General features: G+C 57.9%; 22 protein-coding genes. 8 read left to right on the forward strand and 14 right to left on the reverse strand.

All coding sequences use genetic code 11. From position 1 onward, the window contains the following. The first annotated feature begins 2 nt into the window (after nt 1-2). The 4 genes from OIM99_RS20675 to OIM99_RS20690 are packed head-to-tail and all read left to right on the forward strand — an operon-like array spanning nt 3 to nt 3,728. Nucleotides 3-1,736, forward strand: coding sequence for a hydantoinase B/oxoprolinase family protein (locus OIM99_RS20675; RefSeq protein ID WP_311852378.1), 1,734 nt, complete (start codon nt 3-5; stop codon nt 1,734-1,736). A 22-nt stretch (nt 1,737-1,758) separates the two neighbouring features. Next, the gene (locus OIM99_RS20680) at nt 1,759-2,517 is read left to right on the forward strand and encodes an SDR family NAD(P)-dependent oxidoreductase (protein ID WP_311852379.1); all 759 of its coding nucleotides are present in this window, start codon (nt 1,759-1,761) and stop codon (nt 2,515-2,517) included. A 12-nt stretch (nt 2,518-2,529) separates the two neighbouring features. Next, the gene (locus OIM99_RS20685) at nt 2,530-3,405 is read left to right on the forward strand and encodes an NAD(P)-dependent oxidoreductase (protein WP_311852380.1); all 876 of its coding nucleotides are present in this window, start codon (nt 2,530-2,532) and stop codon (nt 3,403-3,405) included. Nucleotides 3,406-3,437: 32 nt separating this feature from the next. Beyond that, entirely contained in the window at nt 3,438-3,728 is a 291-nt protein-coding gene (locus OIM99_RS20690; protein WP_311852381.1) for a hypothetical protein, read from the forward strand. Nucleotides 3,729-3,826: 98 nt separating this feature from the next. Here OIM99_RS20690 and OIM99_RS20695 read toward each other — a convergent pair whose 3' ends face one another. After that, complete coding sequence (locus OIM99_RS20695; RefSeq protein WP_311852382.1) at nt 3,827-5,326, reverse strand: CoA-acylating methylmalonate-semialdehyde dehydrogenase; 1,500 nt, start codon at nt 5,324-5,326, stop codon at nt 3,827-3,829. Between the two features lie 122 nt (nt 5,327-5,448). Here OIM99_RS20695 and OIM99_RS20700 point away from each other — a divergent pair, with 122 nt between their 5' ends. Further along, on the forward strand, nt 5,449-6,339 hold the full coding sequence (locus OIM99_RS20700) for a LysR family transcriptional regulator (RefSeq protein WP_409371557.1): 891 nt from the start codon (nt 5,449-5,451) through the stop codon (nt 6,337-6,339). Nucleotides 6,340-6,585: 246 nt separating this feature from the next. Here OIM99_RS20700 and OIM99_RS20705 read toward each other — a convergent pair whose 3' ends face one another. The 8 genes from OIM99_RS20705 to OIM99_RS20740 form a co-directional block, all read right to left on the reverse strand. Then, nucleotides 6,586-8,175: an MBL fold metallo-hydrolase gene (locus OIM99_RS20705; protein WP_311852384.1), complete on the reverse strand. Its 1,590-nt coding sequence runs from the start codon at nt 8,173-8,175 to the stop codon at nt 6,586-6,588. A 456-nt stretch (nt 8,176-8,631) separates the two neighbouring features. Further along, complete coding sequence (locus tag OIM99_RS20710) at nt 8,632-9,624, reverse strand: ABC transporter substrate-binding protein (RefSeq protein ID WP_311852385.1); 993 nt, start codon at nt 9,622-9,624, stop codon at nt 8,632-8,634. Nucleotides 9,625-9,654: 30 nt separating this feature from the next. Continuing rightward, nucleotides 9,655-10,773, reverse strand: coding sequence for an extracellular solute-binding protein (locus OIM99_RS20715; protein WP_311852386.1), 1,119 nt, complete (start codon nt 10,771-10,773; stop codon nt 9,655-9,657). A 41-nt stretch (nt 10,774-10,814) separates the two neighbouring features. After that, nucleotides 10,815-12,611 (reverse strand): thiamine pyrophosphate-binding protein, encoded by a 1,797-nt coding sequence (locus OIM99_RS20720; RefSeq protein ID WP_311852387.1) that lies wholly within the window; start codon nt 12,609-12,611, stop codon nt 10,815-10,817. A gap of 17 nt (nt 12,612-12,628) precedes the next feature. After that, nucleotides 12,629-13,723 carry an ABC transporter ATP-binding protein gene (locus OIM99_RS20725; protein WP_311853145.1) on the reverse strand — a complete coding sequence of 365 codons (1,095 nt, stop codon included), beginning with the start codon at nt 13,721-13,723 and terminating at the stop codon, nt 12,629-12,631. A gap of 8 nt (nt 13,724-13,731) precedes the next feature. Then, nucleotides 13,732-15,504, reverse strand: a complete 1,773-nt coding sequence (locus tag OIM99_RS20730) for an iron ABC transporter permease (protein ID WP_311852388.1) — start codon at nt 15,502-15,504, stop codon at nt 13,732-13,734. A 4-nt stretch (nt 15,505-15,508) separates the two neighbouring features. Then, nucleotides 15,509-16,594 (reverse strand): ABC transporter substrate-binding protein, encoded by a 1,086-nt coding sequence (locus OIM99_RS20735; protein ID WP_311852389.1) that lies wholly within the window; start codon nt 16,592-16,594, stop codon nt 15,509-15,511. Nucleotides 16,595-16,897: 303 nt separating this feature from the next. Further along, complete coding sequence (locus tag OIM99_RS20740) at nt 16,898-17,467, reverse strand: MarR family winged helix-turn-helix transcriptional regulator (RefSeq protein WP_311852390.1); 570 nt, start codon at nt 17,465-17,467, stop codon at nt 16,898-16,900. 83 nt (nt 17,468-17,550) lie between these two features. Here OIM99_RS20740 and OIM99_RS20745 point away from each other — a divergent pair, with 83 nt between their 5' ends. The 3 genes from OIM99_RS20745 to OIM99_RS20755 all read left to right on the forward strand — a co-directional run bounded on the left by OIM99_RS20745 (nt 17,551) and on the right by OIM99_RS20755 (nt 20,839). Next, nucleotides 17,551-18,690: an FAD-dependent monooxygenase gene (locus tag OIM99_RS20745; RefSeq protein WP_311852391.1), complete on the forward strand. Its 1,140-nt coding sequence runs from the start codon at nt 17,551-17,553 to the stop codon at nt 18,688-18,690. 187 nt (nt 18,691-18,877) lie between these two features. Then, the gene (locus tag OIM99_RS20750; RefSeq protein ID WP_311852392.1) at nt 18,878-19,843 is read left to right on the forward strand and encodes an ABC transporter substrate-binding protein; all 966 of its coding nucleotides are present in this window, start codon (nt 18,878-18,880) and stop codon (nt 19,841-19,843) included. A gap of 12 nt (nt 19,844-19,855) precedes the next feature. Next, complete coding sequence (locus OIM99_RS20755; RefSeq protein ID WP_311852393.1) at nt 19,856-20,839, forward strand: LysR family transcriptional regulator; 984 nt, start codon at nt 19,856-19,858, stop codon at nt 20,837-20,839. Between the two features lie 6 nt (nt 20,840-20,845). On the opposite strand, the gene OIM99_RS20760 is transcribed toward OIM99_RS20755, so the two are convergent. The 5 genes from OIM99_RS20760 to OIM99_RS20780 form a co-directional block, all read right to left on the reverse strand. Continuing rightward, the gene (locus OIM99_RS20760) at nt 20,846-22,060 is read right to left on the reverse strand and encodes an FAD-dependent monooxygenase (RefSeq protein ID WP_311852394.1); all 1,215 of its coding nucleotides are present in this window, start codon (nt 22,058-22,060) and stop codon (nt 20,846-20,848) included. Between the two features lie 22 nt (nt 22,061-22,082). Further along, nucleotides 22,083-22,445, reverse strand: coding sequence for a VOC family protein (locus OIM99_RS20765; RefSeq protein ID WP_311852395.1), 363 nt, complete (start codon nt 22,443-22,445; stop codon nt 22,083-22,085). Nucleotides 22,446-22,472: 27 nt separating this feature from the next. Continuing rightward, nucleotides 22,473-23,525 (reverse strand): tripartite tricarboxylate transporter substrate-binding protein, encoded by a 1,053-nt coding sequence (locus OIM99_RS20770; RefSeq protein WP_311852396.1) that lies wholly within the window; start codon nt 23,523-23,525, stop codon nt 22,473-22,475. A gap of 180 nt (nt 23,526-23,705) precedes the next feature. Then, nucleotides 23,706-25,166 carry an amidohydrolase family protein gene (locus OIM99_RS20775; protein WP_311852397.1) on the reverse strand — a complete coding sequence of 487 codons (1,461 nt, stop codon included), beginning with the start codon at nt 25,164-25,166 and terminating at the stop codon, nt 23,706-23,708. A 61-nt stretch (nt 25,167-25,227) separates the two neighbouring features. Continuing rightward, nucleotides 25,228-26,070, reverse strand: coding sequence for an alpha/beta hydrolase (locus OIM99_RS20780; protein ID WP_311852398.1), 843 nt, complete (start codon nt 26,068-26,070; stop codon nt 25,228-25,230). Nucleotides 26,071-26,074: the final 4 nt, after the last annotated feature.

Raw genomic sequence — 26,074 nt, forward strand, 5'->3', positions numbered from 1 at the left:
GCATGACGGGCGAACATAAGCTCGATCCTGTCGACCTCGAAATCATGCGCGCGAGCCTCGACGGCATCGTACAGGAAATGCAAAATTCTCTTTTCCGCACCGGCTTCTCGACCATCGTGCGCGAATCACAAGACGCTTCCTGCGCGATCATGAATTCAAAAGGCGAGGTTATCGCCCAGCATGTCGTGCTGCCGCTGCATATAGGCTCATTCCCAGCTTGCTGCGAGGCGGTGCTGCGCGCCTATGACGATATCGAGCCCGGTGACGCCTATGCGATCAACCATCCCTATGAAGGCGGCAGCCCCCACGCGCCAGACATGGCAATCTTGACGCCCGTCTTCGTCGACGGCGAACTGATGGGTTTTTGCGGTTCCATCGCTCACAAAAGCGATATCGGCGGCCCGGTGCCGGGGTCCTGCTCCGGCCAGGCACGCGAGACTTTCAACGAGGGCCTGCATTTACCGGCCATACGCTATCAGCGCGGCTACCAGCGCAACATCGAGATCGAACGCATCATCGCCGCCAACAGCCGCACGCCCGAACTCGTGCTCGGCGACATGCGCGGGCAGCTTGGCTCGAGCCGCCTCGGCGAGGAGCGTCTCGGCGCACTGTTCACAAAATTCGGCCGCGCCACGGTGAAAGCTTGTTTCGAGCGGCTATTGGAACTCTCGCAATTGCGCATGCGCGCCGCCATCGGTGAATGGCGCGACGGCCGTTACGAGGCAGAGCGCTTCGTTGATGACGACGGCATCGAACTGAATAGACCGGTACGCATCCATGTCGTCGCGGAGAAGCGAGGCGATAGCATCCATTTCGATTTTTCCGGATCCGCCGACCAGACGCGCGGACCGGCAAACATTCGCCCACCACTCGTCAAAGCCGCCTGCGCTTATGTGCTGATCGCGCTGGTCGACCCCGACATCTTCGTCAATTCTGGCCTCTTCAACGCCTTCACCATCACGGCGCGCGAGGGCAGCGTGATGAACCCCCTATTTCCCGCGCCGGTTAACACGTATAATCCGACCGTGCACGCAACCGTGGAATCGGTCTTCGCGGCGCTCACCAATATCGTGCCAGCCAAGGCGCGCGCCGACGGTTGCGGCAGCCGTTCGATTATCATCGGCGGCCGCGCCACCAACACCGGCAAGGGCTATGTCCAATATGAAATCCTGGGCGGCGGCGCCGGCGCGCGGACGAGCAAAGATGGGACATCTGGCACATCCGTCAACCAAAGCAATGCCAAGATTGCATCGATCGAAATCATCGAGAGCGAATTCCCGACGCGCGTCGAGCGGTTCGAGCTGATCCGCGATTCCGGTGGCCCCGGCAAATTCCGCGGCGGTCTGGGTATTCGGCGCGAATATACAAACCTGGCTGAGGCACGTTTCTCGATCCGCTCGACCAAGCATGTCATCGCGCCCAATGGTGCTGCGGGCGGCGGCAAGGGCCGCACAGGCGATATCCTGATCAATCCCGGCAAGGTCGAGGAAAAGCAGCTGCCGACGCGTTACGCGGATTATCCCCTGAAGTCAGGCGATCATTTCCAGCTCGATACGCCAGGTGGAGGTGGCTTGGGAGACCCGCTGGAGCGTGATCCGGCGCTAGTGCTCCGCGACATTCGAGAAGGATATCTTTCCGTGGACGCAGCGTTACGCGACTATGGAGTCATCATGGCCGGCGATGTGGTAAACGAAGCCGCTACCAAGAAAGAACGCGCCACCCGAGCACGCGGCTAAACAGGAAACACTAGGAGACAGCATGACCGCCAAGCTCGCCAACAAGGTCGCCATCGTCACGGGCGCGGGCCGCAACATCGGTGAGGACGTTGCCAAACTGCTGGCGTTGGAAGGCGCCGCTGTCGCCGTCATCGACCTCGATAAGGGCCGCGCCGATAAGGTCGCGGACGACATCATTGCCGCGGGCGGCAAGGCCAAGGGCTTCGTCTGCGATGTTGGCAAGGAGGAGGACATTATCGCGGCGGTGAAGGGTATCATCGCTGAATGGGGCCACGTCGACATTCTCGTCAACAACGCCGCCATATCCGACAATAAGCATATGTTCGATATCACGACGGAGGAATGGAATCGCACGCTGGCGATCACACTGACCGGTCCCTTTATCTTCGCCAAACATGCCGCCAAAGCGATGGTGGAGAAAGGTATCGCCGGCGCGATCGTCAATGTGAGCTCGACTTCGGGCTACTATGGTCGTGACCGCGCGATCGGCTACACGACCGCCAAAGGCGGGATCGTCAATATGACGCGTTCCATGGCGATCCAGCTCGCTCCCCACAACATCCGCGTCAACAGCGTGGTGCCAAACAAAATCGGTTCGCCGGTCGGCCGCGACACCTTCAACCCCGACCGCAAGGTGGTGAACCTACGCAACCGTCACGGCCTGCCGGCCGATCTCGCCAAAGCCATCCTATTTCTCGTGTCAGACGATTCGGATTTTGTCGCCGGTACCGCGCTCTGGGTCGACGGCGGCGTCTCGGCGATCATGCCAGGCAGTGATTGAGGAGTATGAGGCATGAAGACCCTCGGTTTCATCGGTACCGGCGGCATGGGCAGCGGCATGGCGGCAAACCTGATCAAGGCGGGCTATCGCCTCGTCGTGAACGACCTCGACCGCAATCGCGCCAAGGGGTTGGATGATCAGGGCGCCTTATTCAAAGAGTCCCCGAAGGCCGTGGCTGAATCCTGCGAGCTCGTGCTTTCGATGCTGCCGAACAACGATGCGGTCAAAGCCGTCGCTCTCGGCAAGGGCGGGCTCATCGAAGCGGTAGACGGCGCCGCGACGTGGATCGATTTCAGCAGCATCGACAAGGACACGATCGTCGCGGTCGAAAGAGAATTATCCAAGAAGGATTGGACCGTCATCGATGCTTCCGCCGGCGGCGTTGAGGAAGTCGCAGCGGCCGGCACCCTGACGCTCTGGCTTTCAGGTTCCAGAATCTTGTTCGACGAACATCAACCGATCTTCAAGGCGATGGGCAAGTCGATCCTGCATGTCGGCGAACTCGGCAACGCCAAGCTCATCAAGAATGCCATGGCGATGCTCGCCGCCGTCCAACACATGAGCCTCGTCGAGATCGGTACATGGCTCAAAAAAGGCGGTCTCGACGAGTCCACCTTCCAATCCGTCATCAAGAACTCCCCGCAGGATTCGGAGGCGAGCCGACGCATCATGGACATTGTGGTCAGCCGTAAGTTCAAGCCACGCAAATCCTGGATGCCGAAAGATGTTGGCTTCGGGCTCGACATGGCCCGCGAGATGGAAGTCCCGATGCCGTTCGTCAGCCTCGCTTCCCAGATGTTCGCCATCGCCCAGGCGACCGGCCAGGACGGCTACGAAGCAACAGGCATTGCCTGCAACGTCTACGACGTGATCAACGGCAAGCCATAACATCGGACTTGATTTCGTTGGTGCAAGTCGTGATGAACATCCTCTTGGCCACGATCTCCGGGCCGGCCGCCACGACTTTGGTTGAGATTTTCCCACCCAAAAATCGGACGACATGGCTCTCGGCTTCTTATTGCGTCGCCGTGACCGTAGGTGGCGGATTTGCACCATTCGCCGCGACCTGGCTGATTGCTCAAACAGTATCTTCAACGGCTCCGGTGCTCTATGTCACTGCGGCGGCGGCAATCGGATTTCTCACCATCGCAACATATGGCGATGCTCGTGCGAAAACTCAGAAACAGTCCGTATTGAAAGCCGCCGAGTAAATCAGCGACAAGCTTCAGCGTGCGAACCGCGCTTAAACGCAAAATGCAAATGGCGCCACGGTAAACCGTAGCGCCATTCTCAACACAGCTTAGCCGAATTACTTCATCGTCGGCATGACAAATTCAGCACCGGCGCGAATTCCAGTCGGCCAACGCGAGGTAATCGTCTTCAAACGCGTATAGAAGCGCACGCCTTCGGGCCCGTGCATGTGATGATCGCCGAACAAAGAGGATTTCCAGCCACCGAAGGAGTGAAAAGCCATCGGCACTGGAATCGGCACGTTGATACCGACCATCCCCACTTTGATGTCATGCGCGAATTCACGGGCCGCATCGCCATCGCGGGTGAAGATCGCAGTGCCGTTGCCGAATTCGTGTTCGTTGATCAGCTTCGCCGCAGTGGCATAGCTGTCGGCGCGCGTCACGGCGAGAACGGGACCGAATATCTCCTCCCTGTAGATTTTCATGTCAGGCGTCACGTGATCGAACAGCGTGCCGCCGATGAAATATCCGTCCTCATATCCTTGCAGCTTCAACCCGCGCCCATCGACGACGAGCTTGGCGCCCTCAGCTTCGCCGGCATCCACATAGCTCTTGACCTTCTCAAGATGCTGCTTGGTGACAAGCGGCCCCATCTCGGCCTCGGGATCGGTCCCGTCGCCGATCTTGAGCGCACGCACCTTCGGCTCGAGTTTCGCGATGAGAGCATTCGCCGTCTTCTCGCCGACCGGAACGGCAACCGAGATCGCCATGCAGCGCTCGCCGGCGGAGCCATAGGCGGCCCCCATCAGCGCGTCGACGGCCTGGTCCAGATCGGCATCGGGCATGATGATCATATGATTCTTGGCCCCGCCCAGCGCCTGACAACGCTTTCCAGTTCTCGCCGCCGTCTCATAGATATATTTGGCGATTGGCGTCGAACCGACAAAGCTGATCGCCTGAATGTCCGGATCGTGGAGAAGCGCGTCCACCGCCTCCTTGTCGCCTTGCACGACGTTGAACACGCCATCGGGAAGCCCCGCCTCCTTCAGCCACTTCGCCAGCAGCAGAGAAGCGGAAGGATCGCGTTCGGACGGCTTGAGAATGAAGCAATTGCCGCAGGCGATCGCCACGGGGAACATCCACATCGGCACCATGGCCGGAAAGTTGAACGGCGTGATGCCGGCGACCACGCCCAGCGGTTGGCGCAGCGCGTGACTGTCGACACGGGTGCCGACGTTCTCGGTGATTTCGCCCTTCAGAAGCTGCGCCGCGGACGTTGCGAACTCCACAACTTCCATGCCGCGCTGGATCTCACCCTTGGCATCTGACAGCACCTTGCCATGCTCGGCGGTGATGACGGCCGCAAGTTCGTCGGTCCGTTCTTCGAGGATACGCAGGAAGGCGTTGAGGATCCGGCCCCGCCGCAACGGCGTGGTCGCCGCCCAACCAGGGGCCGCCGCGAGGGCCGCCTCGACCGCCGATCGAACCTCGGAGGTCGCCGCGAGAGCGACTGTCGCCGATTGCGCGCCTGTCGCCGGATTGAACACGGGAGCGGACCGGCCGCTGCTGCCGGATGTCTCGGCGCCGCCGATGAAGTGATTGATAACCTTGGACATGTGATCTCCGCGCTCTCGCCGGCTCCATTCGACGGCCTTGACGTTGCGACCACATTCATTGAATGTCATATGACGCACATCAACGCTCATTTTTCGGCAATCATTGTGCAGATTTTGTAGTCATGGATTGGGATCATCTGCGCATCTTCCTGGCCGTCGCCCGGCACGGGCAATTGCTCGCCGCTGCCCGCCGCCTCGGATTGACTCATTCGACCGTCGCCCGGCGGCTCGACGCGCTGGAGCTCTCACTGGGCGCGCGCCTGTTCGACCGCCGGCCGGCGGGCTGCATCATGACCCAGGCCGGCGAGCGCCTTCTCCCCGTCGCAGAGCGGATCGAGTTCGAACTTCTGGGCATTGCCGAAACCATCACGAACGAAGAAGCTGATGTCTCCGGCACCGTGCGGATTGGCGCCCCCGATGGATTGGGCAATTACTTCCTCGCCACTGAGCTGGGCGAGCTGACCCGCCGCTATCCCAATCTGATCGTCGAACTCGTCCCGCTGCCCAGAACATTCTCGCTCTCGCGGCGAGAGGCGGATCTCGCAATCGTTCTCGACAGACCGATAGAGGGACGCTTGCTTGTCTCTCGCTTGATTGACTACACGCTGAGCGTCTACGCGGCCGAAAGCTATCTGGAGCGACACGGTAAACCAATCTCCATGGAAGCTCTGCGCGACCACACCGTTGTTACGGGCGTTGACGATCTCGCCTATGCTTCTGCTTTGGATTATTCGACCGTTTTGCAAGAGCAAGCTGGCCGGATATTCCGGTGCGCCAGTGTCATGGGACAGATCGAAGCCGTAAGATTTGGCACCGGCATCGGCGTCCTCCATGATTTCGCGGCGCTCTCCATCGACGGCCTTGTCCGCATTCTTCCGGATGTCAGCTTTCGACGCAGCTATTTCCTGCTGTCGCATCCAGATGCGAGCACGATCAGACGTGTCACGGTTCTGCGCGATTTCATCACCCGCCGCTTCCGGGAGGAACATCTGAGGTTCCTCCCTTCAGGATGATCGGGACATCCGATTTGAAACGGGTAAAGAAGCGGGCCATTCACAAGTTGAATTTGGTTGCGGGGAGCTGATTGTTTCGCGCCACAGCGTAGCGGTTCCTACGGCGTAATATCCCCAGAAAGCCAATCCACTCACCAATCCAAAGTGCGGATCACCGTCCAACGCGTCCCGCGAGATCTGACATCTACCCCGCCAGCTCTTGAAACGTATCGCAGCAATATCGGCACTATTCTATCCGATCGGCTGCTAGGCCTCTTCCAACGCGCGCTTAAGACGACGCAAGATGACTGCGCGAGAACGATCGTCAGCCGCCTTATCCAGCGCCTCCTTTAGATCAATCAGAAACTCAGCTGAATCGTTGTGCCAGTCTTTTCCGGTCGCGCGTTCAGGCTCAAGCCTGCGCGGTTCGGCCGGCAGAATGCGGCGTAGTGAGCCGACACCAATTTCAAGAATGTCGTCGAGATGCGGCGCGATCACATTTTCTGGCGCGACGATCTCGTGGCCAACGGTGGGAATGAACGCTGTCAAGGCTTTGTCTTCTGAATGGGTCAGCGCCACACCACCACGAATGGGCTTGCGTGCTGCGAGCCATTGGAGAATTTCACTCCTATCAGCATGGCCAGAATAGCTGTCAATGTAACGAAGCTGCGCTTTAACCCGGACCGCCTCTCCCTGAATGGTCACCGTCGACGCACCCTCCAAAAGAAGTCGGCCAAGCGTACCCTCCGCCTGATAGCCCACGAACAGAACCGTGGTGGAGGCACGCCACAAATGATTCTTCAGATGATGGCGGATACGTCCGGCTTCAGCCATACCGCTTGCCGCGATAATGATGTGAAACCCGCGTAGCCGCGCCAATGATTTGCTTTGATCAGCACTCTCAGTAAAGCGCACCGTGGGAGAATTGGTCAGGCGTGCCAGCCATTCGCCATCCTCTAATTCGCGCGCATGGCTCCGGAAAATTTCCGTCGCTTTGATGGCAAGTGGCGAGTCAACAAAAATCTGGGCCTCAGGAATGTGACCACCGTCCATCAGATCAAGCAAATCTGAGAGAATTTCCTGCGTACGCTCCACGGCGAAACATGGGATCAGTAACGGCCCACCCCGCTGCGCCGCCGCTCGCACTTCGCTTGCTAACTCTGTGCGTCGATCCTCGACCGTGATCTCCGGTCGATCGCGGTCACCATAGGTCGCCTCGCAGACAACAAGATCGAGTCCTTTCGGCCCCTCGGGATCAGCGTGAAAGAGTTTCGCATCAGGCCCGAGATCACCTGACATCAAAATGCGAACAGGATCGCCACTCTCCTGGCTCACCTCGATCTCGATGGAAGCAGAGCCCAGGATGTGGCCCGCATTCCACCATCTGACGCGAACCCCGGCTTCAAGATCCAACCAAGTATCATAGGCGACAGCCCGGAATTGGTTCATGGCAGCGACGGCATCTTCGGCGGTGTAGATCGGCTCGACCGGCGCTTCGCCATTGCGCGCGCGCCGACGGTTGAGCTGCTCCACCTCCATTTCCTGGATATGGCCGGAATCACGCAGCATGATCGAGCACAATTCCACGGTGGAACGGGTCGCGTGGATCGGCCCATGGAAACCAGCTTTGGTCAGCTTCGGAATGAGGCCAGAATGATCGATGTGAGCATGTGTCAGCAACACCGCATGCAGCCGATCTGGCTCGAAGGCAAAGGGTCGATAATTCAACTCCTTCAATGTTTTCGACCCCTGGAACATGCCACAATCGATCAAAATGCGCCGGCCATTCGCTTCCAAGAGATAAGACGAGCCCGTAACCACATGGGCAGCGCCCAAAACGTGCATGCGAACGGCCATTGTCTGCTTCTCCCTTCGAACTTCGATGAAACCAGGATGAACCTTCTCACGATGTGCATGACCGAGGCAAAGGATTGACGTACGGCCGTCCAAAGCAAAAATGCACCGGCTTCCGGTGGCGCATCAGGTCACGCGCAGGCTTCATCGCCATGGCAACAGCGATGTAATAGCCCAGAAATGCCACATCAATGTCCGGCATTTAGCTCAGATGACGCTGCATCCCCGTCGGGTAAGCGGAAGATCCGACCCAATCGCCATTTTTACGGGTCTGCGGGTCAGGGCCGCGACCGTACGCCGTCTTGCACCGCCCTAAATACCCCGAAACAACGTTCCGCGGGCCGAAGCTCCGAGGAGTTCTCCAAGGAAGCAAGGTTTGAGGCAATTGGCACGGGAAGAATTACTCTTAAAAATACTCTTATATATCAGATAATTATATCTGATCGCCGAGTCTCCGGCCTAACCCTTCGCGGCCAATCCATCGATCGGCAAAAAGACCTCTTCCGGCGCCATCGGTTTGGCGAGAAGCCCATCTTCGACAAGATAATCGCTGAAGGCCACCAGAGCTTTGCGGTTCCGCGCGACACCATAGAGCCAAGCATCACCGCCGAAGAGATCGTGAATCTCCTCAAGATGTTCGTCGAGCCAGGGCAGCATAAATTGCAGAGCGCCGGTGAAACGCGACTTATTCAGTGCAATCGCTTTAGCCTGCTCACAAGCTTTATACAGGTTATTGGCAAGCCAAGGATTGGCCAGGTGGACACCGTCCTTGATGACCATCGCATGCATTATGGGAAAGATACCGGTCTCTTTGAAATAAGACCGTTCGATCTCGTGATAGTTTGGAAATAGCCGGGCCACATCTGGACTCGCACGCAGCGAAGCCGGTTTGATTGCCCCGATAAGCGCATCGATTTCACCGGTCGCCAACATGTCACTGAGCGAGCGGCTATTGCCGGCATGAGAGACCTTCAGTCCCTTCGGGTGGAAGCTTGTCGCTTCACCACCGGCCACGCCTTTTTCATTGACCCCACCTTCCACCCATTCGACGTCTTGAAGTGAGACGTCATACTGGTGACGTAATAGGCCACGAATCCACACGGCCGCCGTCATCTGGAAACCTTGGACGCCAATGCGTTTGCCGGCCAAATCCTGCGGCGCTTTAATCTTGTGTCGATTGATAAAGATGTATGAGTGGCGAAACATCCGCGACGGAAAAACCGGAACGGTGAAAAAACGCGCTTTACCGTTCTGTCGCAGAGCGTAGCAGTGCGTGAGCGACATTTCGGAAATGTCGAACTCCTGATTCTGCAGCATGCGCGCGAAAATTTCCATCGGCTGCTGAACAGCCATGGGAATAAGATCGACCCCGTCAATCGAGATGGATCCATCGAAAATAGCGGCCATTCGATCGTAAGGGCCAGTACAGAATGAAAGCGGCAGGCGCGACATAGGTATTTTCCGATATGAATGAATGTATATTCAGCGCTTGGCTTGAGCCAAAATCTTGGTGATCTGCTCGACTGTCGGACCGATTTCTGGATGCGCCTGCCACCACGGGATCGTCACATCGGTAAACTTCACGCCGGCTGCCTCGTATTTGGCGATCCGCTTGGCCATTTGCGATTCCGGATAGAGCGCCAGATCGAGTTTGGCGTCATCCCACAGCATTTTCTGGCCTTCCACGCTATGGGCGAAAAGTGCGAACAGAGTCGCGGCGGCAGAGCTGCGTGCGTGGCGGGGCACCTGAAAGTAGAAATAGCGTCGCGCCGTGGCGTCGGGCTGCAGCACCATATCAAGCGGCGCCCCCTTCTCCTGGAAAATAGTCAGCTTGTCGCCCACACAATCAAGCACAAAGGCCGAGAATTCATTGACAGCAATACGCTCGGTATCGGTACAATTGATGAAACCGCCGATCTGTGGCGCAAGATCCCGCACAAATTGCAATGTCTTCTCCGGTCCCCACATGCCATTGGCCGCGAGACCATCAAAACCAGCGCCGAAAACCGTGGTGGCAATCTTGCCTTTCCATTCTGGCTTGAGGAAATCGAAAAAATCTTTCGGGGCCAGCTTCACCGCATCGGTGTTGTAGAGCGCACCGGTCAAGCCCGTGACCACTTTCAGGGACGTCCCATCGGCATCGATCATCTGTGCCGTGATGCGCCCCGGTGCCAGTTCCGTCCATGCGATCGGCAGGAACATCTTGCGCTCGATCAACGGTACGAGTTGAGCTGCCGTTCCCATATAAAGATCGGAAAAAGCCGGCTGATTGGATTGGAACTCGACCAGCAATTGCGAGGCAATCCGGGCCAGAGCCTCGATCGGCGTGAACCGAAGTTCGATATTGGTACCGTAGCGCTTATTCATGCGCGCGACCATCTGGCGCGCCAAGCCGCTCCCTCCCAGCGTCGCCTCGCCCCACGACAGCCGCAGAGTGGCTTCCTTTTTCGCCTGCTCTATCAACGCCTGAACAACCGGCGGGTCCGCTTGCGCAAACGCCAACGAACTACTCATCATAAAGCTGGCAACCAGTCCAAAAGCGCCAATGAAACTGCGCACAGATCGAACGAGAACGGAAAAGCAAAAGCATGTTTCTGTCATGGCGCAACTCATCAATTGCCAATATTTCCAATAAATCTGAATCAGGAGGCCTTTTCGCGCTCGGGCTTATATTCGGCGAGCCGTGACGGTGAACCTGCGGCCACATGAACATCAACGACGCAGATCCTGCCGGACGTCACCAAAGCCAGCCCTTTTTCAATGGCCGGCCCGAGAGCCTCGATAGTCTTGACCGGCCCGATCACCTCGGCCCCATAACCTTCGGCAATCTTGCGGATATCGACATCCGGATCTTCTATGCGTTGACCGATCCAGGAATTGGCAGGCTGCCGGCCGCGCTGCTTTGCAACACGCATCTGAATAAGCTCGTCATTGAGATGCGAACGATTGTTGGACACGATCAGAAGTGCGGCAATCCCGTAATGGGCCGCGGTCCACAAAGCTGTCGACCCTTGAATGAAGTCGCTGTCACCGATAACGCCAACGGCGACGCGATCACTGCCAAGCAGGCCCAGCGCACAACCGATCGTATTGCCTGGTCCTGAACCTACGCCGGCGCCCCCGTCATTGCCCAGATAATCCATTGGATCAGTGAAGTGACAGACATCCGGGGACGTGCCGAGCGGCGTGCGCATCAACGTGATCTTGTAGCGCGATCTGGCATCCTGCAACGCCCAGCCGATATCTTCCAGCTTTGCCTCCCCGGGGATCGGTGCGGGCCGGGCGACAGACTTCAGAGGCGCGCCCAAAGGAGAACGAGTTTGCCCAGCCAGCTTCTTTTCGACCACGGGCAAGAGGTGCCGCACAAGGATATCCGGCTCTACCTGAAAGGGCAGATCGCATGGCGACAGCCCGTAACAATCCATGTTGATTGCGTTGTGCACATGGGAATCGACCGAGGCACTCACGATCTGACGCTCGCCGGCTGGCAGCATCTTCATCGCGCTCCCCAGATCGATCCAATCGAGTGCCATGATAACGTCCGCAGATTTAACGTGATCGATGGCGGTGCGAAAATGATAGCCGATGCTGCGATGTAAAGGGTGATCGGTGGGAAATGCCGCTGCGGTTTTCAGATCCGTGATAACGCCGGCACCAAGCAGTTCCGCCAAACGGATGCGATTGTCCCAGTCAGCCCGGTTGCGCGAGACCCGACCCATGAGCAAGACGGGTTGTTTGGCCGAAATCAGGAGGTCGGCGGCCCGTTCGAGTGACTCGGGCGAAGGAACAGGAGCGTCAGCCGGCAAAAAGCGGGTGGCGGATGGCAGGTCAACCTTCTCGCTCAGAGCATCTTCCTGCAACGCGGCATCGAGGCAGATATAGACAGGGCCCTTCGGCGCGGTCCGGGCAATGATATTGGCCCGATACATGGCTTCGATCAGCGCGCTGACCGAACGCGGTTCATCGTCCCACTTTGTGATGCCACGAACATAACTCGCCTGATCGCGCGACGTATGCAGCCAGTTGATCCACGGCACGCGGCGTTCAGCATCGGCCGGCCCCCCGGCGCCGACGATATAGACCGGCACCCGATCGGCCCAAGCATTGAAAATGCCCATGGCCCCGTTCAAAAGACCAACGTTGGCGTGCAGAATGCAGGCCATCGGCTCGCCAGTCACCTTGCCATAGCCATGGGCAACGGAAATCACCTGATTTTCATTCAGGCAGAGCAACATGGTCGGATCGTCGTTGCCCAGCATGTTGACGAGGCTGTCATGCAGGCCACGAAAACTAGACCCCGGATTATGGGTCACATAGCGGACGCCGATCCGCCGCAGCATATCGGCAGCAACGTCGCTTCCCCACCCCATGGCCGTATTATCAGAGGGTTCGGCGATATCACGCTTCAATACAGCATTGAGTGAATTTTTTTCCGCCATAAGAAGCTTCTCCAAATTCAGTGGGGCCGCATCAAGCGGCAATGCCGTGGAGCGATGGCCAGCGACACCGGAGCACCAATCGCAAGATCAGTGTCGCGTGGCGTCTTGATCCGAACCTCCGTCTCGCCGACCTTAACGGCACATTCGAGCGCATCGCCGATGAAGACGGCCTGCCCCAACGCTCCCTCAACGATGTTATCGCTGTCGCCGGTTCGCCCGCCCGCCACGGAAATGTCTTCCGGTCGCACAGAAACCATCACCTGATCACCCAGTTTCACCGCAAAGGGGCTCCGGCAGCGCAAACGGCCGATCGCCGAAGCGACGACAGTCTCCCCGGCTACTTCGGAGACGACTGTAGCGGCAAAGACATTGCTCTTACCGATGAAAGACGCCACGAAAGGCGATGTCGGAGCACTATAAATATCCTTTGGCGCGGCCTCTTGCATGATGTTGCCATCGTTCATCACCGCCACCACGTCAGACATGCTGAGCGCTTCGATTTGCTCATGCGTGACGAATAAGGTGGTAATTCCGAGCCGTTCGATGACGCTGCGAATCTCAAGCCGCATTTCTTCGCGAAGCTTGGCATCGAGATTGGAAAGCGGCTCGTCCAGCAACAGAACTTTCGGTTGTTTGACTAAAGAGCGAGCGAGAGCGAGACGCTGCTGCTGGCCGCCGCTGAGAAATGGTGCTGGACGCTCGGCCAAGTGATCCAGATGCACGGTCGACAGAGCCTGCATGACCCTGTCGCGAATTTCTTCCTTGCGAATTTTCTGCGCACCTTGTCGCAGCGGGAAAGCGACATTCTCGAATACTGACATATGAGGCCAGATCGCATAGGATTGAAACACCATGCCGATCGGCCGTTGGTGCGGCGGCACCCAGATGCCATCTCTTGAGGAGAAGACAGGCTTTCCGTCGATCAGGATTTCACCGGAATCGGGGCGCTCCAAGCCCGCAACACAGCGCAAGGTCGTCGTTTTTCCGCAACCGCTTGGCCCTAGCAGAGTGTAGAGCTCGCCGCGGTCGATCCGTAAATTGACCTTGCGTACGGCATAATAGGCGCCCTGGGTCGATCGGTAGGTCAGTTCGAGGTCTTTGATTTCCAGCATGGCACTTCTCAGGCAGCCAGAGCGCCGCGGCGCTTGGCGATGAACCAGTAAACGACGATCAAAGGAACGACGAGCAGCATACTGATGACGGCCAGTGCCGAAGCACGGCCGAGACCGCCGCTCGACCATAGCGACCATACGACAACAGGCAGTGTGACATTGCCTGAGCTCGACACGACGACGGCAAGCGTCAGTTCACGATAAGTCAGCAAAGCGATCCACAGCCAAGCGTACATCAGGGTGGGTGACAGCAACGGCAGGATCACTGAACGGAACGTGCCAAAGCCAGTTGCACCGCTGATCTGCGCCGCTTCTTCCAGTTCTTTATGAATCTGGATGAGGCCGCTGTTGGTCATGCGTGTGCCGTAACTTAAGCGCGCGACGACGAAGACCAGCAAGATGAGCCAAATCGTGCCGTAGATAGGAATGAAAGACTGCAGCAGATAGAGCGCCGCCAGAAGTGCGCCAATGCCGAAGATCACGTTTGGCACCGCATGCGGCAGAAAAGCGATGAAATCTGCCGTCTTGCGACCCGGTGCCCGCGTTTTCAGGACGATCCAGGAGAAGGCGACACTAATCACAAGCGTGATCGTCGGTGTCAGAAGCATCAAGATCAGTGTATTGCCCAGTGCCTCCGTCGCCAGCCCCCACGGCACGGAATAGTAATTGCTCAAGGACATGGACTTGAAAGCGCGCAGGCTCGGGAACTGAAAGAAGGGCAATAAAGAGGCGTAGACGAGGAGCACCAACGGCACGAGTTTGCTGAAGCTGAAGTAGAGAACGACGCCGATCCAAGCTGCAATATTCCAGCGACCGAGCTCGATCAGCTTTGGCTTGTACGCCTTACCGGTGACGACCGTGTAGCGATGCGCCTTACGCTGCATCAGGGAGTAAAGATAGCCAAGGAGACCGGCGATCACGATCACGACGGCACTCAGGGCAGCGCCCAGACCATAACGCGGCAAGCCCTCGCTGCCGTTGATCACCGACAGCAAGAATGTGCTGAAGGTGAAAATGCGATTCCCCCAGCCGAGTACCGCCGGTACATCGAAGGCGGCAAAGCCGATGACAAAAACATAGATGGCGGCTGCGAGGATGCCCGGCCAAGCGAGTGGCAGAGTGACTTTCATCATCACACGCCAGGTCTTCACCCCGTGGGTGCTCGCAGCCTCCTCCAGCGAGGGGTCCATGGCACGGAACACCGCTGCGGTCATGACGAAGATGAGCGGCGCCAGGCTCAATCCCTGCACCCATCCCATGCCGGCGATGGTCATGATATTGAACGGCGCTTCGGCCAGGCCAAAAAGGTCGCCGAGCCAGGTATTCACCACGCCTATGCGTGGATGCAGCAGATAGAGCCATCCCATCGCCGAGGCGAAACCCGGAATAAGCAGGCCGATGCTCATGAGCGACAGGACCACCGTTTTCCCGGAAAAATCCGTTCGCTCAACAAGCCAGGCGCCGATCAACCCCAACGGCATGGCGACAACGAGGGTTGCAAAGCAGAATTGCAACGTATTCCAGAGAACGGTCAGAACGAATGGATCTTCGAAAACCTTATGGTAGTTGACCAGTGTCAATGCTTTCCCAGCATCACCCGGCAGCCCCTCGACAAGGCTCAGCCAGCCAACGATGCCGACTAGCCCCAACACGACGGCACAAGAACTGATGACAACGGCACCAGAAATGACCGTGAACGGATCAAAGGGCAGTCTGTCCAGCAGACCTCTACCCTCTTCCGCAGGTTGCCTTTGAATTTCAGCCGGGCTCACCAATGTCATGGGATTATTTCGACTTCGTGCGCAGCAATTGGATGATCTCGTCCTTGGTTTTTTCGACCTCCGGATTGGCCGCCACCCACTCGACCGTCACGTCGGTGAACTTCGCCCCTTGCGCTTTAAGAGCATTGACCTCGTCTCGACTATGCGACTCTGGCAGTTCGTCGAAATCGAGCCGCTCGAGATCCCACAATGCCTTCTGGCCTTCCGGCGAGAGCATGTAGGTGACGAAGAGCTTGGCTCCAGCCATGTTGGCAGCATTTTTCGGCACCGACAGGTAGTAGTAGCGCCGGGCCGGTGCATCGAGCGGAATCATACGCGAGATAGGCGCTCCCTTGTCGCGCCACTGAATGGCGAACTGGCCCAGGCAATTCATCACGAGCCCGGCATATTCCCCGGTCGCAATGCGCTCTGATTCCGCGCAGTCCATCAGACCGCTGACATTCGGAAGTAATCTCTTCACATAATCGAGCGTCTTCTCGCGTCCCCAAACTCCATTGGCAGCCAGCACATCGAAACTGGCCGCATAGGCCGTGGTTGCAAGTTTGCCCTTCCATTCCGGCCGCAAGAAATCTTCCAGGGTCTTGGGCACCATCGGCGCCAACTGGGTATTGTAATCGGCGCCAGAGAACCCAGTGGCTACCTTGATCGATCGACCATTGGCATCGACCGCATTGGCCGGCAGGCGGCCAGGCATGAAAGCATTCCAATCAATGGTCGCCAGCAGATCACGATCCAAAATTGGCACGATCTGGGCCGCCGTCGACAGCCACACATCGGTAAAGGCCGGTTGCTTGGCGGCATATTCAGTGGCGATCCGCCCCCCTACGCGCGCAAAGCCGGCCATGGGAATGAAGCGGATTGAAATGTTGACGCCGTATTGCTTGCGGATCTCCGCCTCGAAACGTTTGGCGCCGGCCGAGCCGCCGAATGATGATTCAGCCCAGGCCAAATTCACTGTGGGATTGGCTTTCACGTCGTCCAGTGCGGCTTGCAATGCCTGCGGCACGGCTGCTGTCTGTGCCCGCACGCCGAACGCTACTCCCACCACGACCGCGACACCCATCAAGCGCGTCAACACCGCTCGCGACATGATCGCCCTCCCGTATCCCGACGCATATCGCCGAAGATCGATACGAGGAATGTGGGTTAAGCTGTTTACAAAGTCAATTGCTTTGCGCGACCCGTCTGGCGAAATGATCGGCGCGACGTGCCGATTTAATGCGCGCATCAACGCAAATTTTCAGCACCGTTTAACCGGTGAAATTTCTCCGCCAATACCTGCCGATGTCATTCGGCGTCAAAGGCAACGCAAAACCTCTTCTTGCAGAAGGATTTTGTGAAAGCCAAAAGAGTTCGACCGTTAGGCCTATGCGCCCTACAGCCGAGCTTTCTTTCAAACGTCACCGTCCTCGCCATTAGCTTGCTGCTCGTCCGCCAAATTATGTCGAGAATTGTCAGTCAGTCGCTTGACCAGATCGAGAAGCATGTCGCTTTCAGCCGAGCTCAGACCTGTTGTGAGCAGCCGATTATAGTCGGGCCATTGCTGTTTGATCTTCTTGAAAATATCCTTGCCGCTGGCGGTCAGGGTTAAAATGACTTCGTTTTGATTGTCGGGATTGCGGCGACGATCGACCAGTTTTAGCGAAACCAGTTTCGTAACCCCTCGACTCATCTGGCTTTTGGCCAGCCCCGCACGATAGGCCAGCTGATCGAGCGACATCGGACCACCCACGCCCAGGTGTGAAATGATCCATCCATCGACCAGCGCGAGGTCGAAGAAGCGCTGAAATCTCAGAGCCGTAATGCGACGCATGAGATTGGATAAAGTCATCATGCGTGCGCCGAGCGTCATCGAATCGCTTGAACTCGCCGAACGCTCAAAGCCATCTTCCTTGTTATCTTTCGCCATGGAGCGTCGCACGCCGCCCTTTGTTGCCTTCACGTGCTTCGTGCTCTTCGTCATCTGGTCAGATCTTCCATCGGTTATTGAGTTGACGATGTAAACTGATTGCTGTACTCGATCCGTTGTCAAACGGGGTAAACGGCATGGCTTCTCGGCAAATCGCGATCGTGGGAGCGGGTATCGGTGGCATGGCCGCGGCGATAGCGCTGCATCGACGTGGTATCTCCGTTGCCATTTTCGAGCAAGCGCAAGCCTTTCGGCGCATCGGAGCCGCAATCAACCTAACGCCTAACGCGGTGCGCGTTCTCGATGGCCTGGACATCGGCCAGCACTTGCGAGCGGCCGCCTTTAGTCCTGAATTCCGCGTCAGCCGAACCTGGAATACCGGCGAAGAAACATTGCGCCTGGAGATGGGCAAACTGGCCTTGCATAAATATGGCTCGCCGCAGTTGATGGTGCATCGCGCTGATTTGCTCTCCGCTCTCGAAAATGCCTTGCCTTCTGGCGCCGTCCATCTCAATTCAAAACTAGTTTCCGTCGACCAGACGGCACACGATGTAACGATCCATTTGGAAGATGGCTCGCGGCGACGCTTTGATGGGCTTATCGCCGCCGACGGTATTCACTCGACCGTGCGGCAGCTTCTTTTCGAAACTCCCGATCTCACCTACACGGGCATGGTCGCATATCGCGATATCCTGCCGACCGCGCGTCTCAAGGATTACGAATATCAATCCTTCGTCAAATGGTGGGGACCAACGCTTAAAAGCCAACTGGTGACAGCCGCAATCAACGGTGGCCGCGAACTTTTCGTATTTGCCACCAAGGAAGAGCCTGAGATCAGCCGCGAATCTTGGTCCGCTAAAGCCGAAATCGAGGATTTGCGAGCGGCTTTCGCCGGCTATCACGTCGAAGCGCGGCGAATACTCGGAGAATGCCAGGCTCCGCTGAAAACCGCTCTCTATGTACGTGCCCCCTTGCGCACTTGGGAAGCCGGCCGCGTGGCCTTGCTGGGCGACGCCTGCCACGCCATGGTGCCTTTCATGGCGCAGGGCGCTGCGATGGGCCTGGAAGATGCTGCCGTTCTAGCGCGATGCCTGGAACGCGACGAAAATATCGAATCCGCGATGAAAGCCTATGTCGCGGTCCGCAAACAACGCGCCAGCCGCATTCAACAGGCCTCGTCCGAGAATGAATGGCTCCGCAGTTCCGGTAACGCCGACTGGGTCTACGGATATGATGCCTGGAGCATTCCCATCGAAGGCGACTGCCTCACAGCATAGGATCAGACGATCGACGATAACGGGCGGCGCCCCGGCTCATCTCGCTTTTACGGCTTCCTGCCATTGGCACAGAAAGCATGTAGTTTAATCGCGCCTCTGTGAGTGCAGGATCAGAATAAATTTGCTGTAGACTGCCGTACGCATTTATCATCAGATGATCCAAACGATCGATCTGAAAGTTCACTGTGTGAGCGACCTCTCTCTTTCCATCGCCTGCTGGAGCTACGACAGAACGCGTCCGATCATCGACGGACGCATCCAACCGACAGGGATCAATCTCAAGGTCGATGTCATGCGCCCCCGTATTGCTTTCGAACGCATGCTCAACGGCGATTTCGACATGTCGGAGATGTCCTTTGCGACGCTGGTGAGCATGAAAAGCGAGCCCAATTGCCCGTTTGTCGCTATTCCTGTCATGCTATCGAAGATGTTTCGCCACGATGCGATCTATATCCGCACTGATCGCGGCATTCGTCGGCCTGAAGACCTGGCCGATCGGCGCGTCGGCACGATGCGGTTCACCTCCACCGCTCTGGTCTATGCGCGGGGCCTCCTGCAACATGAATATGGCGTGGCGCCTAAGGATGTCCATTGGTTCATCGGCGGCATCGATCACGGCATCGCGCCCGTCATGCCCTTGCCCATCGAGCCTGGCCTAAAGATCACTTTACTCGACAAGGCGCAGTGCCTGAATGATATGCTCTTGAATGGCGACATCGATGCTCTGATCTCACAGGATATGCCTGACGGCTTCCGCCTGGGAGATCCCCGCGTCGCACGGCTGTTTCCGAACCCCAAGGACGCCGAAATAGCCTATTATCTCAAGACCGGCATTTTCCCGGTCATGCATACGATCGCCATCCGCAACGACGTTTACGATCGAAATCCCTGGATCGCTGGGGCCATCTACGCCGCTTTCAATCAGGCCAAAGATATTGCGCTGAACGGGCTTTACGATACGGACGCTCTGCAAATGGGCCTGCCGTTTCTGATCGATCATCTCGAAGAAACCAGACGCGTCTTCGGCGCCGATTTTTTCTCCTATGGAATCGACAGTAATCGAGCCGCCCTGGCCGCCCTCTGCCAATATGTCCATGAACAGAACATGGCAGCCGTGCGGCTCAGCCCCGAGGATCTGTTCGTTCCCGTTTGAACGGAACCATCTATGACCGAGCCGGTAACCCGCGACTTTGACTTCCTCAAAAGCCTGGAGGTTTTTGTCAGCGTGGCCGATGCCGGCGGCATGACCGCTGCGGCCGGTCAATTGGGCATCAGCCAGTCTGCCATCTCGCAACAGATCAAACTGCTCGAAGCACATTTGCGCGCACCGCTGTTTCACCGCGACATCCGCCCCCTGCGCCTGACACCCGCCGGCCAGCTTCTGAAAAACCGGGCAACATCCGTTCTGCTGGCGGCGCGCGAAATGCGCGACGAAGTCCGGCACGTGGCGGCCGGCCGGCTGCCGCACTTGCGTATCGCTATCTTGTCGACATTCGCACGCTATCTTGTACCGACCATCCTCGATGCGACTGTGAATCGATCCCTGATCGCGCAGCATGTCACCGTAATCCGCGGTCTGACCATCAATCACGCGCAAGACCTTAACAACCGCGACATCGACGTGGCGTTTACGTCCGATGCCCTGGAGGACATCGACGCCTTCGACCATCTTGATCTGATACAGGAATCCTATGTCGTCGCGACGCCCAAAAGCGTGACGACCAGGGTCCGCGACTTGAAGAACCTCAGCAAAGCCCAGCCTTTTCTGGGCTATTCGGGGCGGACCCAATCGGGGCAACGCATCGAACGACATCTGCGCCGCCTTCGCCTGGACATTCAGCGAGGCAATGCCTTCGAATCGTCCAGCGATCTGGTGGCAGCCATTTCACATGGCTACGGCTGGTCCATTCTGACACCCTCGCAACTCTTCGATCCTCTCGAAGCCGGCGCCGAGATTACCATCCATGAAATGCCTGCGCCTGGACTGAGCCGAACCCTGGGGCTTGTCTGGCGCAAGCGCGAAATGCCTGACGCCATGAAGGAACTGACAGACGTCTGCCGCACGGTCCTTCAGGACGAATGCCTGCCGCGTCTGCGCAAGCTCGCCCCGGACCTCGTACCACATTTCCGCATTCTCGACGCGCCTTGATATCCGCTATTGAATTTCCGCTGCGTCCCGCACGCTTTGCAACAAAGATGTCCGCAGCAAAAACTGTCGCGCAAGCTTCGGATCAGCTGCCGTGCGCTTAAGGTCGTCCTGGTTTTTCTGCCGGACAGCCGGGTCCTTCTCCTGCAAGAGACGTTTGTTACGGATGGTCTGCGCCTGCGTATGATCCACCGCGATCTTCCGGCGTTGTCGATCGTACCGGTCGAGCACGATATCGTTTTCGTGATTGTTCAGAATCGAAACCAGCTTATCGGCCAGATTGAAGGCATCGTGGATGCCGCTGTTCATGCCCATGCCGCCAATTGGACTATTGACGTGCGCGGAATCCCCGACCAGCAACGCTCGTCCTTTACGGAAGCGTGCGGCTACGCGCTGGTGGACCGTGTAGAGATTGCTGCCACGGATATCATAGGGGCCGGACTTCGGCATGAAGGCCTGCAGACGAGCGTTCAGCGCCTCAAGCTTTGTCACCTCGTTAGGGTCGTCATTCGGATCGGTGGGGAAATGCACGCGCCAGCGCTCTGGCGGCCCGGCCCAACGGAAGAGGTTTGACCATTCGTCGGGGTCAGAAATGTAGTTTCGATCGGCGAAGCCATATTGCCGGAAATCGTGGACGACTTCGATATTCAAGGTCCTGTCCGGATAGGTGAAGCCTTCGAAGTCGATATCGAGATCGCGCCGCACGATGCTGCGAGCACCCTCCGCGCTGACGATATAGGCACCTTCGACGCGAACCTCATCGCCATCGGCAGTCTTCGCGACGGCCACGACGCCGTTGGCATCTTGAGTGAACGAGACGAAGGTTGTGTCCATCATCACCGTGCAGAGCGGCTCCCTGCGAGCCAAAGCTAGCGCTTCCTCACAGATCTTGATGCGCTCGCACTGTAAGACATAGGGAAATTTGGTGTCATCTCGCAACAGCGCATGATCAAATTCTGCCAGCAATTTTGGCCCGCCCCGATCCCAATAGTGGAAAAGCGGCGCCCGAAAGCCGCGCGCTTCGATCTTCTCATAAAGGCCGATGCGATCAAACATTTCGAGCGTCGCAGGATGATTGGTTCCCGCACGCGGCACTTGATCGAGAAAATTTGAGTCATTCAGGGTTTCGATAACGGTGACGGGCACGCCCGATTGCGTCAGGGATAATGCCAGGCACAGGCCAACCGGGCCCGCACCGATGATCACGACTTGCTTGGAGGTCATCGACATCTTCCAGATTCAGGGATTACTGCTTGGCTCCGGCCCATCCGGTGTGGGTCACGTCGAAGACGATACCGTCAGGATCTCTGTACTTGGCCTCATAAAAAGAGTTTGGCGAAGTTGGCCGTCCGGTCAGATACGAGCCACCAGCGCCTTGGATCGCTTTCTCCGCTTCGTCCAGATCCTCGACCCACATGCCGAAGTGGAAGACGCCAAGCCGTTCTTTTTCGCCTTCCTTTTTGAGGAGAGCGAGGTTCATCGTGCCGTCGGTCATATAGATGCCTCGCCGGGCGGTACCACAGCGCGTCATACCGAACGCCTTTTCGTAGAAAGCGGCGGAGGCCTCCGGATCTGAGACGATCAGCGCGACGTGACGTAGCTTGGACATATCAAAACTCCGGGGATGCTTGGTTCATTATTTTGCGGCGTATATCTTTCGGATCGCGTGGATCTGATCGACTGGTGAAGCATAAAGTTGGGTCAGGGTCTTCTGCATGTCCTCGCCCGACGTCGGATCGACATCGATCTGAGCCCGGCGCGCCTCCTCGCGCAGGTCTTTGTCCTGCATCGTGTCCATGAAAGCGCGGCGCAGAAGGGTCACCCGCGCTGTCGGCACGTCTTTGGCAACCACGTAGGGCCGGGAGAAGCTTGTTTGCTGGTAGAATAGATTCATGACTGCGCGCTGGGCATCGCTGGAGGCGAACTCCTTGGTGAGCGGCACTTTCATGCGATCGAGGCTGGGATGGCCGCTCACGGCCTCCTGAGCGAGCAATTTGATGGAGCCGTTGCGGATCATCGGTTCGTACATGGCCGCTACGCCACCCCAGGACTGACCGCAGATCCCTTGAACCTCGCCTTTCTCCAAGGCAAGGTTCACCTCCCGGGAGCCAGGATAACCAGAAACGATCTTGAGCTTCGCGCCAAGCAACTCCTTTAACAAAGTCGGAAAATCATAGGTGGCGCCGCCCGGCGCGCTTGCGCCGAGGATGAGTTCCTTATGAAAAACATCGGCCAGGGAATTCACACCGGCATCGCTGCGCACAACACAGACGTCATAGTCCGTGTTGGCGTTGCCGATATAATTAAACTCCACGGGATTATGCGTGGACCGCACCTTGTCGTAAAAGAGCGGTTCGACAATGGCGCCCATATAAAGTGCTCCAATCGTCGTACCGTCTTTCGGCGCGGAATTGGCGATGAAAGCTGCCGCAACATTGCTGCCAGCACCCGCCATGTTGGAGGCGGTAACGATAGGATTACCGGGAATATACTTTCCCAAATGCCGGGCGATGAGACGGGCGTAGACATCATAGCCACCGCCCGCCGATGATCCAATCAGCATCGTGACGCGCTTGCCTTTGAAGAAGCCGCTGTCAGCTTCGTTCGCTACGGCCTGAGTAACGCTCAGTGACGTCAGCAATAAAGTAGCGATCAGTCCGTCGTGCAGAATGCATCGGTTGCGCGCCATGTTTTCATCTCACGCTGCTTGATCTCCCCATATGAGTATGGATCAGGACACAGCGCCGACAAGCGATCGGAGCGCAAATAGAGCCACAATTAGAAAAACTAATCCGTGCAAGAAGCCGAGAAAATGGCTCGAACGGAATCCGTCCGAGCCACATATGCATGACATTCGATCGCAGTGAGCTCAGCTCGGATCGGCAAAGGCGGCAAGCCTTGCATTCGTTTCGCGCACTTCGTGCATAATTTTTCCGTGGTCGATGCCGTTTAGTTTGCCATCTTGCGCCAATATGCGCCCGTCGGCCATCACCAAAGCCACATTATTAGGCTGCGCATGCAGCACGATCGCGTCCCATGGATTGGCCATGGGTGCAAGATTGAAGTCGTCGCCCCGGATCAAAATGATATCGGCGCGCTTGCCGACCGTGAGCGAACCTGTGACCTTTTCAAGCCCCAGCGCTTTCGCGCCATCGATCGTCGCCATCTCGACGAGCCGTTTGGCCGTCACGAGATTGTCCGGCCCCTCACCGACGCGGTGCTTGTCGTATTTGAACATCACGCGCATGACGTTGAAATAGTCGGCATTGCCGGCGACGGTCTCATCCAGCGACAGGCTGGTCAAAACGCCCGACTGCAGCAGTTCGTTGATCTGGACGACGCCGCCATCAGGTGGACGCTGCACCTCGCCGATCGGCGAAGAAGCGAAACTGGTGCCCCGGCTCTTCAAGATCGCCCGCTCCTCGGCGACCGTGAACATCGGATGGACGAGCTGTACATCGGCACCAAGCAAGCCCTGCTTCTCCAATTCGAACACCAGGTCCTTCGGCGACGCGTGCAAGGTAATGGGCAAGCCGAGTTCCCGCGCGCCACCCCAGTCGCGTTTGGCGATGTCGAACGTGATCGTGCCGCGCAAGCTCTGCCCCGGCACGAGGTTGCGCGAACAGATGCCCAACGACAGCCGGCCGTCAGTCGCCGCCGGATCGACAAACCAGTCCTTCTTGGCGCGGGCGAGATCGGCAAGGTCCATGATCTTGTCAGTCGGGCCTTGCTGCGGACCACCATAGGAATAGCGCCCGCGGATGCCCATGTCGCGCATCGCACTGATCTCGGCATCGGCCCAAGCCGGTCCGCGCGTGTTATGGCACCAGTTATGAACGGTTGTGATGCCGGTAAGCAGGCCTTCCGCAATGCCAAAGCGAGCGGCACGGTACGCGTCGGCCGGTTGCGTGCGCACGCCGATCCGGGACGTCAGTGGAAAATAGGAATAGCGGTTGTCGGTGGTCCGGACCCATTGCCGGCAGTTGCAGTTCCATAAATGCCAATGGGTATCGACGAAACCCGGCATGCAGATCATGCCGCGTCCCTCGACCACCTCAGCGCTCGGCGCGGCAATATTGGCACCGACGGCGACGATATAGCCGTCGCGCACATGTACGTCGCCCGCCGAAATCTCGCCGAGGGAACTATCCATGGTGAGCAGATGGGCGTTACGGATGATGTATTCGCGCCGCGGCGGGAGCGGATTGGCGGACGCTCGCGCGGCGGCAAAATCCGGCGCCGTCTGCGCGCGCGCATACCGTGCGCCCACCAGACCAGCACCGAGTGCGGCCCCACCAGCGATGACGGTCCGTCGATTGAATGGTTGCATCGAATCCCTCCCCTATTGCACGACACTCTTGAACGCCGACGGCCCGTGCGAACCCGCAGCGTTATTTTCCGGGCAACGGCTGCGCGCCGATAAAGGCGATCATGTCGGCGATCGCTTGATGTGAGGCCACCGTAGTCGGATCCTTGGTGATAAACGTATGCCCCTGCCCGTCGTATAGTTTCAGCGTCACCTGGGCGCCCTGTTCTGCATAGGCCTCGGCGAAGTCTTCCGACATGCCAGGCGACAGGATCACATCCTCGGTACCTTGGATAAGAAGAAGTGGTGGCCAATGCGTCGCTTGACGCTCACGCACCAACCGTATCGGGCTGCCCGCTTCCATCTGGTCACGGTTTGCCCAGTAGGCCTCATGACAAGCGACATGGTCGTGCATGTCTTTACTCAACGCATAATGGTAGCGTTTGGCTGGATCGGAGACGGGCCAACAGGCAATGAGAAAAGCGAGACTGGCGCTCTGCTGCATTGGCGGCTGGTCGACCGTAAAAGCCGGATCGTCCGGCCGCAGGGCGGTCAGCAGAAGCTGATGGCCGCCGCTCGAAGTTCCAACCGCACCGATCCGGTTGGGGTCAACATTCAATTCCGACGCATGATGCTTCAACCAGCGGACAGCGAAATTGATATCCGATACCGGTAGCGGATAGCGGCCTTCCGGTGGCACGCGAAAATCGATTGCCATCACCAATACGCCCGAGGCGGCCAGCGTCCGATCAATGGCCTGATTGGTCAAGCGATCTTCGGCACACCAACGTCCGCCATGCGCATCGACGACCGCTGCCGTTTTATGTTCGGTTTTCGGCCGATAGATGCGCGCGATCAGAGGAATGCCACGCGGCGTGTGGTAGACACACTCTTCGACGGTGAAGTCCAGCGGGGCACTTGTCTGCATCGCG

It is taken from the genome of Methylocella sp. CPCC 101449 (assembly GCF_031921685.1).
Taxonomy (GTDB): Bacteria; Pseudomonadota; Alphaproteobacteria; order Rhizobiales; family Beijerinckiaceae; genus Terripilifer.

Bases quoted from the DNA above. Each gene is read 5' to 3' on its own strand.
- OIM99_RS20725 (WP_311853145.1), bottom strand. From the start codon at position 13,723: ATGCTGGAAATCAAAGACCTCGAACTGACCTACCGATCGACCCAGGGC.
- OIM99_RS20765 (WP_311852395.1), bottom strand. From the start codon at position 22,445: ATGTCCAAGCTACGTCACGTCGCGCTGATCGTCTCAGATCCGGAGGCC.
- OIM99_RS20715 (WP_311852386.1), bottom strand. From the start codon at position 10,773: ATGACAGAAACATGCTTTTGCTTTTCCGTTCTCGTTCGATCTGTGCGC.
- OIM99_RS20700 (WP_409371557.1), top strand. From the start codon at position 5,449: ATGGATTGGGATCATCTGCGCATCTTCCTGGCCGTCGCCCGGCACGGG.
- OIM99_RS20775 (WP_311852397.1), bottom strand. From the start codon at position 25,166: ATGCAACCATTCAATCGACGGACCGTCATCGCTGGTGGGGCCGCACTC.
- OIM99_RS20685 (WP_311852380.1), top strand. From the start codon at position 2,530: ATGAAGACCCTCGGTTTCATCGGTACCGGCGGCATGGGCAGCGGCATG.
- OIM99_RS20745 (WP_311852391.1), top strand. From the start codon at position 17,551: ATGGCTTCTCGGCAAATCGCGATCGTGGGAGCGGGTATCGGTGGCATG.
- OIM99_RS20705 (WP_311852384.1), bottom strand. From the start codon at position 8,175: ATGGCCGTTCGCATGCACGTTTTGGGCGCTGCCCATGTGGTTACGGGC.
- OIM99_RS20755 (WP_311852393.1), top strand. From the start codon at position 19,856: ATGACCGAGCCGGTAACCCGCGACTTTGACTTCCTCAAAAGCCTGGAG.
- OIM99_RS20675 (WP_311852378.1), top strand. From the start codon at position 3: ATGACGGGCGAACATAAGCTCGATCCTGTCGACCTCGAAATCATGCGC.
- OIM99_RS20760 (WP_311852394.1), bottom strand. From the start codon at position 22,060: ATGACCTCCAAGCAAGTCGTGATCATCGGTGCGGGCCCGGTTGGCCTG.
- OIM99_RS20695 (WP_311852382.1), bottom strand. From the start codon at position 5,326: ATGTCCAAGGTTATCAATCACTTCATCGGCGGCGCCGAGACATCCGGC.
- OIM99_RS20780 (WP_311852398.1), bottom strand. From the start codon at position 26,070: ATGCAGACAAGTGCCCCGCTGGACTTCACCGTCGAAGAGTGTGTCTAC.
- OIM99_RS20720 (WP_311852387.1), bottom strand. From the start codon at position 12,611: ATGGCGGAAAAAAATTCACTCAATGCTGTATTGAAGCGTGATATCGCC.
- OIM99_RS20690 (WP_311852381.1), top strand. From the start codon at position 3,438: ATGAACATCCTCTTGGCCACGATCTCCGGGCCGGCCGCCACGACTTTG.
- OIM99_RS20730 (WP_311852388.1), bottom strand. From the start codon at position 15,504: ATGACATTGGTGAGCCCGGCTGAAATTCAAAGGCAACCTGCGGAAGAG.
- OIM99_RS20710 (WP_311852385.1), bottom strand. From the start codon at position 9,624: ATGTCGCGCCTGCCGCTTTCATTCTGTACTGGCCCTTACGATCGAATG.
- OIM99_RS20680 (WP_311852379.1), top strand. From the start codon at position 1,759: ATGACCGCCAAGCTCGCCAACAAGGTCGCCATCGTCACGGGCGCGGGC.
- OIM99_RS20770 (WP_311852396.1), bottom strand. From the start codon at position 23,525: ATGGCGCGCAACCGATGCATTCTGCACGACGGACTGATCGCTACTTTA.
- OIM99_RS20735 (WP_311852389.1), bottom strand. From the start codon at position 16,594: ATGTCGCGAGCGGTGTTGACGCGCTTGATGGGTGTCGCGGTCGTGGTG.
- OIM99_RS20740 (WP_311852390.1), bottom strand. From the start codon at position 17,467: ATGACGAAGAGCACGAAGCACGTGAAGGCAACAAAGGGCGGCGTGCGA.